Genomic DNA, 16125 nt, shown 5'->3' with positions numbered 1-16125 from the left:
CTCGTCAGAGCGCCGAGAGGGCCTGGTCGAGGTCTGCGAGGAGATCCGGCGACGACTCGATGCCGACCGACAGGCGAACGACCTCCGGCGGGACGGCCAGCTCGGTGCCGCGCACCGAGGCGTGCGTCATCTCGTCGGGGTAGTTCATGAGCGACTCGACGCCGCCGAGCGACTCGGCCAGCTGGAAGAGGTGGGTCGACTCGGCGAAGCGGCGTGCGGCCGCGGCATCCGCCAGCGCCACCGAGACGATGCCGCCGAACCGGGTCATCTGCCGCGCGGCGAGCTCGTGCCCCGGGTGCGAGGCGAGACCGGGGTAGTAGACGCGCGCGACCGCGCCGTGCCCCGAGAGGAACTCGGCGATCTCCTGCGCATTCTCGCTGTGCCGCTGCATGCGCAGGGCCAACGTCTTGATCCCGCGAGTCGTGAGCCAGGCGTCGAGCGGGCCCGAGACCGCGCCGACCGCGAACTGCAGGAACTTCACCTCGCCGTACAGTGCGTCGTCGCCCAGCACGAGGGCGCCGCCGACGACGTCGGAGTGCCCGCCGAGGTACTTGGTCGTCGAGTGCACGACGACGTCGGCGCCGAGCGCGAGCGGCTGCTGCAGCGCCGGCGACGCGAACGTGTTGTCGACGACGACGAGCGCACCGGCGTCGTGCCCGAGCTTCGCGAGCCCCGCGATGTCGGTGATGCGCAGCAGCGGGTTGCTGGGGGTCTCGACCCACACGATGCGGGCAGGCCGCTCCTCGAGCGCCGCCCGCACGGCGTCGAGGTCGCTCATGTCGACGACCCGGATCCCGATCCCCCACCCGCCCAGCACACGCGCGATGAGGCGGTAGGTGCCGCCGTACACATCATTGCCGAGCAGCACCTCGTCGCCGGGCTTCAGCGCGGCGCGCAGCAGCGCGTCCTCGGCGGCGAGGCCCGAGGCGAACGACAGCGCGTGCGCACCGCCCTCGAGGGCCGCGAGCTGGGTCTCGAGGGCCGTGCGCGTCGGGTTACCGCTGCGTCCGTACTCGTACCCCTCGCGGAGGCCGCCGATCCCGTCCTGCGCGTACGTCGTCGAGAAGTGCACCGGGGGGATCACCGCACCTGTCGTCGGGTCAAAGGCCTGCCCGGCGTGCACCGCCCGGGTCTCGAAGCCGCGGTCGTTCGTGGACTCGGTCATTCGGGTGCTCCTTCGGTGGGGGTGACGGATGCTGCGGGGCCCGGGCCGACGTCGAAGCCGTGGTCGCGCATCCAGTCGTCGTCGTAGAACCGGTTGAGGTAGCCGCGGCCGTGGTCGGGCAGCAGCACCACGACGACGGCGTCCGCCGGCAGACCCCGGGCGGTCCGCAGGGCGGCGACGACCGCCATGCCGCTCGATCCGCCGACGAGGAGGCCTTCTTCGCGGGCGAGCCGCCGCGTCATCTCGAAGGACTCGGCGTCGGGGATGCGGTGGATCTCGTCGGGCACCGACGGGTCGTAGCTCCCGGGCCAGAAGTCCTCGCCGACGCCCTCGACGAGATAGCCGTGCAGCGGACCGCCGGAGTAGATCGATCCCTCGGGGTCGGCGCCCACGACCCGCACCGCGCCGTTCGACACCTCGTGGAGGAAGCGCCCGGTGCCCGTGATGGTGCCGCCGGTGCCGATGCCCGCGACGAAGTGGGTGACGCGGCCGTCGGTGTCTCGCCAGATCTCGGGCCCGGTGGTCTCGTAGTGGCTGAGGGGCCCATTCGGGTTCGCGAACTGGTTCGGCATGAACGCCCCGGGGATCTCGCGCACGAGACGGTCGGCCACGCTGTAGTACGAGCGCGGGTCCTCCGGCGGCACGCTCGTCTCGGTCACGACGACCTCGGCGCCATAGGCCTTGAGCACGTCGACCTTGGCGCCGGCGAACTTGTCGGGCACGACGAAGATCATCCGGTAGCCGCGCTGCACGGCGACCAGCGCGAGACCGACGCCGGTGTTGCCGCTCGTCGGCTCGACGATCGTGCCGCCGGGCTGGAGCAGGCCGTCACGCTCGGCGGCGTCGATGATGCGGCGGGCGATGCGGTCCTTGGCGGAGCCGCCGGGGTTGAAGTACTCGACCTTCGCGAGCACCGTCGCGGCGATGCCGTCGGTGACACGGGTCAGCTGGACGAGGGGGGTGTCGCCGACGAGGTCGGCCACGCTCTGGGCGTAACGCACGTTGTGTCCTGGAGTGTTGCCGCGCGGGTGCGCGGAAGGTTGTCGGGGTCGCTGAGGTCTGCGTGAAGCGGGAGCTTCAACAGCAGGGGCGACAACACCGGCAGGTCAACACGGGCGCCAGTCTATGCGCTGGGCGGCATCACGTCGAGAAGGAGCAGATCACCAGGTCGCGACGTACTCCGATCGCCGCACGAGCGCGGCCTGCTCGACGAGCGGCAGGGAACGGTCGACGGCCTGCACGACGCGGCGCGCCACCTCGGGCGACGTCAGCTCGTAGTCCACGAAGTCGCTGTTCGACGCGTAGACGCCGATCGGCAGGGTCAGCGCCTGGAAGAAGCCGAACAGCGGCCGCAGCTGATGCTCGATGATGAGCGCGTGCCGCTCGCCGCCTCCGGTGGCTGCCAGGAGCACCGGCGTCCCGACGAGGTCGTACTGGCCGACGAAGTCGAACAGGTGCTTGAACAGCCCCGTGAAGGAGGCCCGGTACACGGGGCTCGCGACGACGAGCAGGTCGGCGGACTCGATCGCCTGCAGCGCGGTCTCGACCTCGGGGGCGACGTCCTCGCGCTTCAGCGCGCCGGCGAAGCCCGCGCCCAGCGCGGCGACCTCGACGAGCTCCGTCTCCGCAGGGATGCGCTGCGCGACCGAGGCGAGGATCGTCCGCACGAGCGCGGTGGTGCGGCTCGGCTCGTGGAGGGAGCCCGACACCCCCACCACCCGCAGCGGGCGGTCGGCGATGGTCGGGATGGCGGGCGCTTCCCGCAGCACCTCGGTCATACCGGCACCACGTCCAGCGACGGCGCGGGGCCGACGGCCGCGAGCCTGCCGCGCGAACGCGACCACTGGCTCCATGAGCCGGGGTAGACCACGACGTCGATGCCGGCGAGGGCGCCGGCGAGGGCCGTGTGCGTCGCCGCGATGCCGGAGCCGCAGTACGCGGCGACCGAGACGCCGTCGACGACGCCTGCGGCCGCGAACTCGGCACGGATCTCGTCGGGCGAACGGAACTTGCCCGCGGTCAGATGCACCGTCGTCGGAAGGTTCACCGCGCCCGGGATGTGCCCGCCGACCGGATCGAGCGGCTCGGCGTCGCCGCGGTACCGCTCGGGCGCGCGCACGTCGAGGAGCAGGCCGTGGTCGGGCCATTCCTCCACGCCGTCGATGTCGGCGACGCCTTCGGTGATCTCGTCGAGCACGACGTCCCCGGGCGGTCGAGGCAGCACGTCGCCCGTCTCGAGCGGAAGCCGCTCGGCGAGCCAGCCGCGCAGGCCCCCGTCGAGCACGCGCACGTCGGCGAGCCCGGATCGCGTCAGGACCCACCACGCGCGTGCCGCGGCGACCGAGTGCACGTCGTCGTACGCGACGACGGTGTCGCCGCCCCGGATGCCCCACCGCCGAGCAGCGGCCTCGAGCTGCGCGCGCGGCGGCAGCGGGTGGCGTCCCTCGCGCGGATCGCCGCGGCGAGCCAGTTCGTGGTCGAGGTCGACGTAGACCGCACCGGGGAGATGCCCGTCGAGGTACGCCGGCCGGCCCTCGGGCTGGTCGAGCCGCCAGCGCACGTCGAGGATCCGCGGCGGGGTTCCGTTGCGGATGAGATCAGCGAGCTCTGTCGGCGAGATGATCGGGGAAGGCATGAGGTCATGCTCGCCCGGCCGCCGACCGCGCGGGATGTTGTGACGACACACGCCGCGACACGACGACACGGGGCGTCACACGCAGTCATGTGTCGGGGCCGATCGCGCCGGCGGCGCGGTGTGTCTCGCGCCGAATCCGGGTCGGCTCGCGCGTGCGGCCGTACGATTCCGCCAGAACCGATGGAGGAACGGATGCCGCACCCTCGCGCGACAGGTGAATCCCGGGCTCCGCGGCGGTCGCGCGCGGCCCGGCTGCTGGCCGGACTGGCCATCGCGGCGGGGCTCACGCTCCTCGCCGGGTGCGGCAACGGCGGGATCCCCGTTCCGACCGCGCTGCCGACCGGGCTGCCGACGAACCTGCCGACCCGGACGGCATCGCCGGAGCCGACGGACGAGCCGACACCCGAGCCGACGCGCGTCCTCCCGACGCGTTCCCCCGCACCCACCCCGGAGCCGACGCCCGAGCCCACCTCCGAACCCACCGTGGTGCCCGAGCCCACGGCCGAACCCACGACACCCGTGCCGGCGCCCACCGTCGTGCCCGAGCCGACGGCGACATCGACTCCCGAGCCGACGGCGACATCGACTCCCGAGCCGACGGCGACTCCGACCCCGACGCTGACCCCCACCCCGACGGCGACACCGACCCCATCCGCGACGCCTTCGCCCACGGCCGAGGCGGGCGACGACGCCGCCGCGCCCATCGACTGGGTGCCCTGGGTCGTCCTGGTGGTGCTGCTCGTCGCGGCGGCCGTGATCTACCTCATCGTGCGGCGACCGCGGCCGAAGCCGCCCACCGAGACGTAGGCCCGGGCTCAGCCGCGGAGCGCCAGAGCGAATGGCAGCACGTCGGTGGCGCCCGCGCGGCGGAGCTCGCGGGCGGCGACGGTGAGGGTCCAGCCGCTGTCGACGCGGTCGTCGACGAGGAGCACGGGGCCTGCAGGGATGTCGAGCCCGGCGGCGGAGAACCGGCCCCAGACCCCTGCGACGCGGAAGGCGCTGTTGCCGCCGGGCTGTCCGGTCGGCCCACCGTCGACGAGCTCGAGCGTGCCGAGGAGCGGCAGCCGGCCGATCTCGGCGATGCCGCGGGCGAGCGAGCCGACGAGCTGCGGCTTCGTGCGCGACGGCATCGCGACGACCGCGACGGGGCGGGTCTCCCACCCCCATTCCGCGAGGACGCGCACGCACGCCCCGAGCACGTTCTGCGGCACCGGCGCGTCCGCGGCTCCTGCCGCGAACAGGTCGCGCAGCGCGCCACCCCAGCCCAGGTCGGTGAGACGCGCGAGCGCGCGCCCTTGCGCGGCCTGCTCGTCCGCGGCGATGCGACCCTTCACCGGCACGCCGAGCCTGTCGGCACCGGTCGGCCACTGTCGCCTCGGCTCGATCGGCACCCCGACGCGGTCGAGCGCGGCGGCCGCGGCATCCGTCGCTCCTGACGCGATCGCCGTCGGGAACCACGCGCCGGCGCAGTTGTCGCAGCGCCCGCAGGGCGCCGCCGAGTCGTCGTCGAGCGAGCGCTGCAGGAACTCCATGCGGCAGCCGGAGGTCTCTTCGTACTCGATCATGTGCTGCTGCTCGGCGACGCGCTCGGCCGCGATGCGGCGGTAGCGTTCCTCGTCGTACGTCCACGGTTCGCCGGTCGCGATCCAGCCGCCGCGCACGCGGCCGACCGCGCCATCGACGTCGAGCACCTTCAGGAGCAGTTCGAGCGGTGTGCGGCGGATGTCGACGACGGCCTCGAGCGCGGGCGTCGACATGGGCCCCGTCGCCGCGCCGAGCGCGGCGAGCACGCGCTCGGCGCGATCGCGATCGGGCATCGAGGCCGTCGCGAAGTAGTGCCAGATCTCGCGGTCCTCGACCCCCGGCAGCAGCAGCACGTCCGCGGAGTCGGTGGCCCGGCCGGCACGGCCGACCTGCTGGTAGTACGACACCGGCGACGACGGCGCCCCCAGGTGCACGACGAATCCGAGGTCGGGCTTGTCGAAGCCCATGCCGAGCGCGCTCGTCGCCACGAGCGCCTTGACCCGGTTGTCTTTCAGGAGCGCCTCGGACTCTTCACGCTCGTCGGTGTCGGTCTGCCCGGTGTACGCGCGCACGTCATATCCCCGCTCGCGCAGCAGCCGTGCCGTGTCGTTCGCCCCCGCCACCGTGAGGGTGTAGATGATGCCGGATCCGGGCAGGTCGCCGAGGTGGCTGATCAGCCAGGCGAGCCGGCTCGGCGAGTTGGGCAGCCGCAGCACGCCGAGCCGCAGCGACGCCCGCGCGAGCGGACCGCGGATCGTGAGAACGCCGTGCGCCGAGGCATCCGATTCCGCCATACCGGCATCGAGCTGCTCCGCGACGTCGGCCACCACGCGACTGTTGGCGGTCGCGGTGGTCGCGAGCACCGGCACGCCCGCGGGCATGCGTGCGATGAGGTCGCGCAGACGCCGATAGTCGGGGCGGAAGTCGTGGCCCCAGTCGCTGATGCAGTGCGCCTCGTCGACGACCAGCAGGCCGATGCGGGCGACGAGCTGCGGCAGCTGCTCGTCGCGGAACGAAGGATTGTTGAGGCGTTCGGGCGACACGAGCAGCACGTCGACCTCGTCGCGGTCGAGCTGTGCGAGCACGTCGCCCCACTCGTGCGCATTCGTCGAGTCGATCTTCACGGCCCGCACCCCGGCGCGCGCGGCCGCGGCGATCTGATCCCGCATGAGGGCCAGCAGGGGCGACACGAGCACGGTCGGTCCCGCCCCGCGCCGGCGGAGGAGCAGCGTCGAGACGAAGTACACGGCCGACTTGCCCCACCCGGTGCGCTGCACCACCAGCGCACGGCGGCGCTCGTCGACGAGCGCCTCGATCGCCTCGAACTGCCCCTCGTGGAAGTCGGCGTCGTCGCGTCCGACGAGGGTGCGCAGCACCTCGAGGGCTTCGGTGCGGGTCGTCGTGGTCGCTGTCACCCTCCCACCCTGCCCCATGGTCCTGACAGCCGTGCCACCGTCCCGACCTGGCCTCCCGGCCTCGTGCTAGCGTGGCCGCGACGGAGGAGGTGCGCGTGCTCGAGACGATCGCCGTCGCGCTGCGCCTCGTCGTCGAGGTCCTCGCGACCGCCCTGCGCCCCGCCACGGAGCTGGTCGGCGCAGCTGCCCGCTCGCTGTTCGAGCTCGCTCCCGCGCCCCAGCCGGAGGCCGGAGCCCTGGTGATCGCCGCCGCCGTCATCGCGACGCTGGCCCTCCTCGCCGTCGCGATCGCCGTCCTCCTCGTCCCGGCGCGCATGATCGCGACCGCGGCCCATCCCCGCCGCGCGATCGCCGACGCGACGAGGCTCACCGCGTCCCACCCCGACGCTCCCGGGCACTCCCGTCCCCGCGCCCCGGGTTCCGCGGCCCTGGCCGCGTAGCCCGACGCCCGTTCCCCTCGAGGACCGCTCGCCGGTGCCTTCGTGGCCGTATGCCACGAAACAGCACCCGACGAACGGACACCACCATGGACCTCTACGCCTTCCCGCCTGTCGCCGCGATCCTCGACGCGGCCTACTCCCTGCTCATGGGCCTCGCGGCCCTGCTCGAACCTCTCGCCGGGTCCGCGGCGGCCGCAGCATCCGTCATCGTCCTGACGCTGCTGGTGCGCGCGGCTCTCGTCCCCGCGGGGATCGCGCAGGCGAAGGCCGAGCAGACCCGCAGCCGCCTCGCACCGAAGCTGCGAGACCTGCAGCGGCGTCACAAGAAGGACCCCGAGCGCCTCCAGCGCGAGACGATGAAGCTCTACTCCGACGAGAAGGCGTCGCCCTTCGCGGGGTGTCTCCCGATGCTCGCTCAGGCGCCCATCGTGGCGATCGTCTACGCCCTCTTCCTCCACACCGCGATCGCCGGACACGCCAACGCGCTGCTTCTGCATGAGCTGTTCGCCGTCCCCCTCGGCACGAGCCTGGTGAGCGCGATCGCCGCGGGCGCGGCCTCGGCCGCCACCCTCGGGGTGTTCGCGGGGGTGCTCGCGGTCATCGTCGTGGTCGCCGAGATCACGCGGCGCGCGTTCCGTCCGCAGATCGACACGACACCGGATGCTGCACCCCTGGCCGGTGCCGGCATGGCGAGGCTCGCCGGAGCGCTGCAGTTCACGACCGCGGTGTTCGCCCTCTTCGTGCCGCTCGCCGCCGCACTGTACCTCGCCACGACGGTCGCGTGGACCCTCGTGCAGCGCGTCGTGCTGCGCAGGTTCTATCCCCTCGCGACGGCGTGAGCGGGCGGCGCCTGTCCGCTCGCCGCCTGCAGGTCCATGTGCAGGTCCGCGACGATGTCGGGAAGCGCGACGCCGACGATGGTGCCGTCCAGGACGATCAGTCGAGACCGATCGAGAGCACGGCCAGCGCGAGCCACTCCCGCCGGGTCGGTGCGAGCGTCGTCTCGGTCGAGGTCACAGGAGGCCTCTCTCTCGTGCGACGGCGACGGCGCGCGAGCGGCTGTCGACGCCGAGCTTGGCGAAGATGTGGACGAGGTGGGTCTTCACGGTCGCCTCGGTGACGAAGAGGGCTTTCGCGATCTGCGGGTTCGACGCACCCGTGTCGAGCAGTCGCAGAACCTCCTGCTCCCGGTCGGTGAGCCGCACGCGCGGGGCACGCAGCACCTGCACCACGCGCTCGCTCAGTTCGGGAGTGAGCGCCAGCCGGCCGGCCGCAGCCTCCCGCACGGCTCGCGCGATCGCGTCGGGCGGGGCATCCTTCAGGACGTACCCGGAGGCCCCGGCTTCGATCGCACCGAGGATCTCGGCATCCCGATCGAATGTGGTCAGGATGATGACGGCGGGTGCCGGAATGAGGGCGCGCATCTCGGCGGTCGCCGCCACCCCGTCCATGCCCTCGCCCATCCGCAGGTCGCACAGCACGACATCGGGCGCGAGGTGCCGGGCCAGGGTGACCGCTTCCTCGCCGGTCGCGGCCTCGCCGACGACGTCGATGTCGGGGTGACCTGCGAACAGCGCCCGCACGCCCGCACGCACGATCGGGTGATCGTCGGCGATCAGCACGCGAAGGCCGGTCACCGTGCCACCCCCGCCACGATCGGGACGGACGCCGACAATGCGGCACCCGCTCCGGGTGCGCTCTCGACGTCGAGTCCGCCCCCGAGCTCGCGCAGCCGTTCGCGCATCGCCCGCAGCCCGTACCCGCCGCCCGGACCGGCGGGAAGACGCTCCCAGCCCGCGGCATCGAACCCGACGCCGTCGTCGACGATGTCGAGCCTCACGCTGTCGCCGCCGTCGACGAGGCTGACGACCACGCGATCCGCCTTCGCATGGACGCGGGTATTGGCCAGCGCGGACTGCGCGGTGCGCAGCAGCGCGACCTCGACGACGACGGGAAGGGCGGGGACCGTGTCGTCGACGCGCAGCTCGGTGCGGATCCCCGTCTCGTCGGTGAGCCGTTCCAGCATCCGGCGCAGCGCGTCGGCGAGGGCTGAGCCCTCGAGTTCGGCCGGCATGAGGGCGTCGACGATGCGCCGGGTATCGGCCAGTCCCTCGCGGGCGAGATCGCCGATCTGCGTGAAGGTCCGCGCCGACGGCTCCGGCGCGGTCGGCCCGGCACCGCCCGCCAGCATCCCGATCGACGTGAGGCTCTGGGCGATGGTGTCATGGATGTCGCGGGAGAGGCGCGTGCGCTCCGCAACGACGCCCGCATCCCGCTGGGCGCGGGCGAGCTCGTCCTGCAGCTGCGCCATCTCGTCGTGCGCGCTCACGAGCGACGAGATGAGCCGGCTCCGCTCTCGGCCGTCGCGAACGAGCTCGAGGTAGCCGCGCGAGATGCCGAGGGCGAAGACGCCGCCCACGAGAGGGCCGATGACATTCGCATACGTCGTGGCTCCGCTGTGCACGAGGGGTGCGGCGATGACGACGGCCAGGACGCCGATGCTGAACGGGATCGCCCAGCGCATCCGGAGCACGAAGCCGGCGAGCAGCCACAGCGGGAACGCCAGCCACACGAACTCGGGCGAGATCGCGACGGCGCCGATCCAGATGAGGGCGAGGCCCACGAGCCAGCCGGCGGCGACGCCGCGATCGCGTGTGCGCTCGCTCAGCAGCAGTCCGCCGAAGTACCACCCCGCGAACACGACCGAGACGGCGACGACCCAGGGAACCGGTGTGCCGTCTCCTGCCGCGCGAACGGCTCCGATGATCAGCAGTGCGGCGGTGATGACGGATTGGCCGACTCGGATCGACCCGACCAGCGCGCGCCAGGATCGCGTGGGTCGCAGCGCCGGGTCGCCATCGGCGTCAGCCGACGGGCTCGCGGAGAGCTGAGACATCCGGCGCCACCCCTTCCTCTGGGTCGCGATCCTCTCGATCGCCCGTGGCCGCCTGCCGGCGGATCCGGCCCGGCCACCACATCCGATCGCCGATGAGTGAGAACAGCGCGGGCACCACGAGGGTGCGCACGACCAGGGTATCGACCAGCACCCCGACCCCCACGATGAGCCCGAGCTGCCCCAGCGTGACCAGCGGGAGCAGGCCCAGCGCGGCGAAGACGCCGGCGAGCACCAGACCTGCGCTGGTGATCACTCCGCCTGTCGCCGCGACGGCGTTCACCATCCCGGGGCGGGTTCCGGCGGCGCCCGCTTCGACGCGCGCGCGATGCACGAGGAAGATCGTGTAGTCGACGCCGAGCGCCACGAGGAAGAGGAAGGCCAGCAGCGGAACCTGCAGGTCCAGCGCCGTCCATCCGAAGAGCGTGCGGCCGAGCCACGCCCCCGCACCGATCGCGGCGACCGCGCTCAGCGTGTTGACCGCCAGCAGCACCAGTGGTGCGACGAGTGCGCGCAGCAGGGCCATCAGCACGATCAGGGTCGTCGCGAGGACCAGCGGCGCGATGAGCAGGAAGTCGCGCACGCTCGCCTCACGGACGTCGAGCGCGGCACCCGCCGGCCCGCCCACGAGAGCGGACGCGGATGCCTCGTGCGCGGCGTCGCGCACGTCGCGGACCAGCTGCAGGCTCTCCGGCGATCCGGGCTCCGCGTCGCCGACCACCAGGAGCTTGTGGAGGGAGGAGTCCGAGCTCTCCTCCACCGGCGTGACCCGTTCGACCCCCGCGACGGCGTCGATCGCGTCGGCGACGGCATCCGCGTCGTCCGCATCCACGATCACGATCATCGGCTCCGCTTCGCCCGGCGTGAAGTGCTCGACCAGGACGTCGAGACCGGCCGCGGACTCGGAGGGCACCCGGAACCGCTCCGACTGCGTGAGCCCCAGCTGCACGCCGACGATTCCCGTGGCGAGCACCCCGAGCAGCACGAGGCCCGCGCCGACCGGCGGGAGCGGGCGTGCCACGACGCGCGCGCCGACCCCCCGCCAGGCCCCCACGCGCCTCGGCTCCTGCCCGGGCCGAGGGATCACGGGCCAGAAGATGCCTCGCCCGCACACGGCGAGCGCGGGCGGCAGCACCAGGAGCACCGCGGCGAGGGCGATCAGCAGTCCGACCGCAGAGGCGATGCCGAGGCCTCGCGTGCCCGGCACGACGGCCAGCAGCAGAGTGAGCAGCGACAGCACGACGGTGGCGTTGGATGCCGCGATCGCGGGCACGCTCGCACGCCACGCGCCCGCGAGCGCCGCACGATGGTCTTCGACCTGCGCGAGCTCCTCGCGGTACCTCGAGACGAGGAGGAGCGCATAGTTGGCTCCCGCGCCGAAGACGAGCACGCTCACGATGCCGGTGTCGAAGTGCAGCTCCAGAGCCGTCCCGAGCGCGGCGGTGGCCTTGGTCGCGAGCTGATCGGCGAGCGCGACGACGATGAGCGGCACGAGCCAGAGGACCGGCGATCGGTACGTCGCGATCAGCAGCAGGGCCACGATCCCGATCGTGACCAGAAGGAGGGTGAAGTCCGCACCGTCGAAGGCGGCCGCGATGTCCGCCCCGAAGGCGGCGCCGCCCGTGACCTTCACGTCGACCCCGGGGATCGGATTCTCCGAGGTCACGGTGCGCACGTCATGGACCGCCTGCTCCGCGGCATCCGCGTCGTCCGTGACCGGGAGCGTCGCGGCGATGACCGCCGCCCGGCTGTCCTCGCTCAGCTGCGGGCCGGTCGCCGTTCCGCCCGTCGCGCCCTCGACCTCAGGTATGAGCGATGCGAGCGCGTCGAACTGTGCGGTCGTCAGCGCGCCGCCGTCCGCTCGGCTGGCCACCACCAGCAGCGACTGATCCGCGGCTCCTGGGAACTCGTCGGCGAGCGCTGCGACCTGCCCGGCCTCGGACTGCGGGATGACGGCATCGCCGCCCGCGTCGAGATCCGCGCGTCCGAGCACTCCGAGGAGTGCGGCGAAGGCGACGATCCCCAGGGCGAGCGAGATCCAGGCGCCACGCCGGGTGGTCAGCCGATGAGCGAGCGAGTCGATGAAGCCATGCACCCCATCAGTCCATCCCCGCGGGTCCCGCGACGCATCGAGCGGGCCGCCGACTCGAGGATCAACCGATCGATGGATGCCGTCGCGTCAGTCGTCGCGCGCGTGCAGCACGCCGCTCGCCGCGCCCAGCGCGGCGCCCGCCAGCGTGTCGATCACGCGCTCGGTCGCGACCGCCACCGTGTCGACGGCACCCGTCGCAGCGCCCGTGAGCAGGAGGACGAGCGGCGTGATGAAGACGAGGGCCAGGGCGTAGTTGCGCACGACGAACAGCTCGATCGTGAACTGCAGCACGCCCAGGAGCAGCGCGAGCCACAGCGCCGGGATCGGCAGCGGCGCCAGCAGCAGGTACACGCCGGCACCGAGGATCGTGCCGATCATGCGGTGCAGCCCACGGCTGAAGGCGGCCCGCCGGTCGGCGGCGACACCGACGACCGCGATGGCGGCGCCCACGATCCAGTAGGCGCGATCGGGGTCGACGAACAGTCCCACCGCGATCCCGACCACCGTCACGAGGGCGACGCGGATCACGAGCATCCGCGCCCCCGGCGGCCAGGCCGGCCCGGGCAGCACCTCGCGCAGCGGTCGCGCGGCGAGGCGGCGGCGGCTGGCCAGCACCAGCGGAGCCAGTGACACGACCGAGGCGAACAGGATGCCGCAGGCCACCGCGGCGACGTAGGTGGCGGCATCCGCTCCCGACGCCACGATGTGCGCCGAGAGCCCGTAGACGAGCACGACGAAAAGCGGGCCGGGCGGACCGACGGCGAAGCCGAACATCGCGACGGCCGCGACGAGCGCGACGATCGCGAGCCCGATCAGCGTCCATACCGGCGACGGGCCCGCGAGGGCGCCGAGCACGGCGGCCAGGACCAGGCCGCCCGCGACGAAGGGCACGACGCGCGCCCGCTCACGGACCGGGAGGTGCGTGCCGTACAGCGCGACGAACGCGCCGGTCGCCGCCTGAAAGCCGAGATCGGCACGCCCGAGCAGCGTCATCGCCGCGATCGGCACGGCCATGGCGATCGCCGCGCGCAGGCCGATCGCCCACCGCGGCGCCGGGGCCGGCGCGAGGCGGAACAGGCTCGAGACCGCGTGGCCCAGGTCGGCCGCGAATCGGCGGCCGGCGCTGTGCTGCGGCATCCGTCCTCCCGGCTCAGACCGCCGGGCGCCCGGCCGGGGCCGGCTCCGAGAGCAGCTGGTCGAGGAGCGCGAGGGCGGCGTCCTGCGGGGCGTCGGGGTCGAGCAGCCACTGGGTCTGCAGGCCGTCCGATGCCGCGATCACGAGCGCGGCGGTGGCCAGCGGGTCGACGTCGGCCCGGATGCGACCCGCCCGCTGGTTGTGGCGCACGCGCTCGGCGATCTCGGTGCGCACGCGGACGAATCGCTCGGTCGCGAACTCCCGCGCGGCGGGGTGCCCCTCCTCGAGAGCCGATGCGACGAGCGACGAGTAGAGCTGCACGAGCCCCTGCACCTCGTGGTTGGCATCGCTCCAGCGGCGAAGGAGCTCGGTGGGCGTCACATCGGGAGGAACGGGCTCCCAGTCCTCGCCGCGGGACTCCGACTGGCGGTAGACCGCGATCAGGAGCTCTTCGAGCGACCCGAAGTAGTGCTTGAGCGCGGCGTGCGTGACGCCGACCTCCTCGGCGATCGCGCGCAGGCTGGTGCGGTCGGAACCGCGCTTGGCGAACACCTCGATGGCACGGTCGAGGATCTCCTGGCGACGCGCGACGCCCTTCGCGTACGACCCCCGCGGGGTCGGCTGGTGCTCCGCTTCGGCCATGCGGACCATGCTATCGGAGAAAAACCTCCACATGGAGGTTTTCGTGGTACCTTTTCCCGATGACCACGTCTTCCTCCGGAGCAGTCGGCGTCGGCATCATCGGCGCCGGCAACATCAGCGACCAGTATCTGACGCACCTGTCGAGCTTCCCCGACGTGCGCGTCATCGCGATCGGCGACCTCCTCGAGGACCGCGCGAAGGCGCAGGCCGAGAGGTACGGCGTGCCCCACGCCGGCGGCATCGACCTCGTGCTGAACGACCCCGATGTCGACATCGTCGTCAACCTCACGATCCCGGCGGTGCACGTCGAGGTCTCGCTGGCGATCATCGCGGCGGGCAAGCACGTCTGGACCGAGAAGCCGATCGGCATCGACCGCGAGGAGTCCCTGCGGCTTCTCACGGCGGCGGATGCTGCGGGCCTGCGCGTCGGCGTCGCGCCCGACACCGTGCTCGGCCCGGGCGTGCAGACGGCCAAGCGCGCGATCGCGCGCGGCGACATCGGCCGCCCGCTGTTCGCGACGACCTCGTTCCAGTGGCAGGGTCCCGAGATCTTCCACCCGAACCCCGCGTTCCTGTACGCCAAGGGCGGCGGACCGCTCCTCGACATGGGTCCGTACTACGTGTCGGCGCTCGTGCACGTGTTCGGCCCCGTCGCGTCGGTCGCGGCCCTCGGCCTGAAAGGCTCGCCGACCCGCAAGGTGCAGGTCGGCGAGCTCGCCGGTCAGGAGTTCCCCGTCGAGATCCCGTCGACCCTGTCGGTGCTGATGGACTTCGAGCGGGGCGGCCAGGCGCAGAGCCTGTACAGCACCGACTCGCCGCTCAAGCGCCACGGCATCGTCGAGATCAACGGCACCGAGGGCACGATCGTGATCCCCGACCCGAACTACTTCGGCGGGGACATCACGATCACGCGCCCGCTCACCGACGTATCGGTGAGGGAGCAGGAGATCATCCAGGTGCCCCAGGAGGGCGTGCTCACCGGCCGCGGTCTGGGCCTTCTCGACATGGCCCGCTCGATCCGCGACAGCCGCCCGCACATCGCCACCGGCGAGTTCGGGTACCACGTGCTCGACACCCTGCTGTCGATCGAGGAGGCCGCGGCGTCGCGCACCTACGTCGACGTCGAGAGCACCCTCGGCGAGGTCGGCTCCCTCCCCGCGGACTTCGACCCGCTGGCCGCCACGCTCTGACGCACCCCGCTTCACACGAGACCCCCTGCCGCTCGGCAGGGGGTCTCGTGCATCGGGGGGAGGGATGCCGCGGCCCGCGGCATCCGCGATCCTCCGGGGTGTCAGCCGAACAGGTCGCGGAGGCCCGGCAGCTCGAAGTTCGAGATCTGCTCGCCGATGCCGGTCACCGCCTCGCCGGCGCCCGCGAGCTGGTCGGAGGCTCCGGCGACGAGGTCGCCCGCGCCGTCGAGATCGACACCGCCCGCGATCGCGTCGAGGTCGACGCCGCCGGCGATCGCATCGAAGTCCACGCCCAGCGTTGCCGCCTCGGCCAGCAGCGGGACCGCGACGGCGCTGACCACCGTGGCCCCGGCGACGGCGCCGAGCACTCCCCCGGCGCCCACGAGTGCGGCGCCGCGGGCCATGCCTCCGGCGGTGGACCCACCGCGGCCGGTGCGGCCGACCCGCGCGAGCAGGCCCGCCATCGCCCCGGGCCGCACCGCCTCGGTGCGGGCTGCCGCACGCGCGAGGTCCGGCGCCTCGGCGGAGCGCGGCTGCTCGGCCGGGCGCAGCTCGGCGCGCATCCCGGCCTGCACCTGCGCCCGCTGCTCGGGCGTGAGCCGCGCGAAGGCCTCCCGGTGGATGGCCTCGACCTGGTGCGGGTCGGAGGTCTGCAGCAGGTACTCGTAGCGGGCGATCGCCGCCCGGTCGGCGGCGGTCACGGGTGCGGCCGTGTGGGGGGCGCGCGCGTGCGGCGCGGCAGCGCCGGGAGCGCTCGACGCCGGAGGCGGGGTGAGGCCGACCGACGCCGCAGGCGCGGTGGCGGCTGGCGCGGGCTGCCACGGGGCGGCCGCGGGTGGAGCCGCAGCGGGGCGCTGATCGCCGGTGACAGCACCGGCCACATCGCGCACCATCGAGCGCCAGTCCGTGGCGCCGCCGGGCTTTGCGCCCTTCGAGTCGGACGAGTCGAGGGCCTTGGCGGCGAGGCCGAAGAGACGATTGAGCGAACCCATGG

At 73.1% G+C, this 16125-nt stretch carries 15 protein-coding genes; 4 read left to right on the top strand and 11 right to left on the bottom strand.

All coding sequences use genetic code 11. The features are described 5' to 3' along the window. Positions 1–4: 4 nt before the first annotated feature. The 4 genes from ASF40_RS19340 to ASF40_RS19325 form a co-directional block, all read right to left on the bottom strand. Entirely contained in the window at positions 5–1165 is a 1161-nt protein-coding gene (locus ASF40_RS19340; protein ID WP_056372211.1) for a cystathionine gamma-synthase, read from the bottom strand. Then, a complete protein-coding gene (locus tag ASF40_RS19335; RefSeq protein WP_056372209.1) occupies positions 1162–2166 on the bottom strand; it encodes a pyridoxal-phosphate dependent enzyme in 1005 nt (334 codons plus the stop codon). The genes ASF40_RS19340 and ASF40_RS19335 overlap by 4 nt, the downstream gene beginning before the upstream one ends. 159 nt (positions 2167–2325) lie before the next feature. Continuing rightward, positions 2326–2943, bottom strand: coding sequence for an FMN reductase (msuE, locus tag ASF40_RS19330; protein WP_056372207.1), 618 nt, complete (start codon positions 2941–2943; stop codon positions 2326–2328). Then, positions 2940–3800 carry a sulfurtransferase gene (locus ASF40_RS19325; RefSeq protein ID WP_045301294.1) on the bottom strand — a complete coding sequence of 287 codons (861 nt, stop codon included), beginning with the start codon at positions 3798–3800 and terminating at the stop codon, positions 2940–2942. The genes msuE and ASF40_RS19325 overlap by 4 nt, the downstream gene beginning before the upstream one ends. 192 nt (positions 3801–3992) lie before the next feature. Between ASF40_RS19325 and ASF40_RS21210 the strand changes: the two genes are divergently transcribed. After that, entirely contained in the window at positions 3993–4607 is a 615-nt protein-coding gene (locus ASF40_RS21210) for a hypothetical protein (RefSeq protein ID WP_056372205.1), read from the top strand. An 8-nt stretch (positions 4608–4615) separates the two neighbouring features. Here ASF40_RS21210 and ASF40_RS19315 read toward each other — a convergent pair whose 3' ends face one another. Then, positions 4616–6757: a RecQ family ATP-dependent DNA helicase gene (locus ASF40_RS19315; RefSeq protein WP_056372204.1), complete on the bottom strand. Its 2142-nt coding sequence runs from the start codon at positions 6755–6757 to the stop codon at positions 4616–4618. 53 nt (positions 6758–6810) lie between these two features. Between ASF40_RS19315 and ASF40_RS19310 the strand changes: the two genes are divergently transcribed. Further along, a complete protein-coding gene (locus ASF40_RS19310) occupies positions 6811–7179 on the top strand; it encodes a DUF6412 domain-containing protein (RefSeq protein WP_157549828.1) in 369 nt (122 codons plus the stop codon). 86 nt (positions 7180–7265) lie between these two features. Continuing rightward, positions 7266–8018: a YidC/Oxa1 family membrane protein insertase gene (locus ASF40_RS19305; RefSeq protein ID WP_056372199.1), complete on the top strand. Its 753-nt coding sequence runs from the start codon at positions 7266–7268 to the stop codon at positions 8016–8018. 174 nt (positions 8019–8192) lie between these two features. On the opposite strand, the gene ASF40_RS19300 is transcribed toward ASF40_RS19305, so the two are convergent. The 5 genes from ASF40_RS19300 to ASF40_RS19280 form a co-directional block, all read right to left on the bottom strand. Continuing rightward, positions 8193–8816 (bottom strand): response regulator, encoded by a 624-nt coding sequence (locus ASF40_RS19300; protein WP_056372197.1) that lies wholly within the window; start codon positions 8814–8816, stop codon positions 8193–8195. After that, a complete protein-coding gene (locus tag ASF40_RS19295) occupies positions 8813–10075 on the bottom strand; it encodes a sensor histidine kinase (protein WP_056372195.1) in 1263 nt (420 codons plus the stop codon). The genes ASF40_RS19300 and ASF40_RS19295 overlap by 4 nt, the downstream gene beginning before the upstream one ends. Next, the gene (locus tag ASF40_RS19290) at positions 10044–12167 is read right to left on the bottom strand and encodes an MMPL family transporter (protein WP_056372194.1); all 2124 of its coding nucleotides are present in this window, start codon (positions 12165–12167) and stop codon (positions 10044–10046) included. The genes ASF40_RS19295 and ASF40_RS19290 overlap by 32 nt, the downstream gene beginning before the upstream one ends. An 84-nt stretch (positions 12168–12251) precedes the next feature. Next, positions 12252–13301, bottom strand: a complete 1050-nt coding sequence (locus tag ASF40_RS19285) for an FUSC family protein (protein ID WP_056372192.1) — start codon at positions 13299–13301, stop codon at positions 12252–12254. 13 nt (positions 13302–13314) lie between these two features. Beyond that, a complete protein-coding gene (locus ASF40_RS19280; RefSeq protein ID WP_056372190.1) occupies positions 13315–13941 on the bottom strand; it encodes a TetR/AcrR family transcriptional regulator in 627 nt (208 codons plus the stop codon). Between the two features lie 59 nt (positions 13942–14000). Here ASF40_RS19280 and ASF40_RS19275 point away from each other — a divergent pair, with 59 nt between their 5' ends. Next, the gene (locus ASF40_RS19275; protein ID WP_056372188.1) at positions 14001–15131 is read left to right on the top strand and encodes a Gfo/Idh/MocA family protein; all 1131 of its coding nucleotides are present in this window, start codon (positions 14001–14003) and stop codon (positions 15129–15131) included. A 101-nt stretch (positions 15132–15232) separates the two neighbouring features. On the opposite strand, the gene ASF40_RS19270 is transcribed toward ASF40_RS19275, so the two are convergent. Beyond that, on the bottom strand, positions 15233–16123 hold the full coding sequence (locus ASF40_RS19270) for a hypothetical protein (RefSeq protein WP_056372186.1): 891 nt from the start codon (positions 16121–16123) through the stop codon (positions 15233–15235). Positions 16124–16125: the final 2 nt, after the last annotated feature.

This window comes from Microbacterium sp. Leaf288, from assembly GCF_001422925.1.
Classification (GTDB): Bacteria; Actinomycetota; Actinomycetes; order Actinomycetales; family Microbacteriaceae; genus Microbacterium.
The sequence above is the reverse complement of the archived record's forward strand: the minus strand, read 5'-3'. Positions and strand labels throughout refer to the sequence as shown.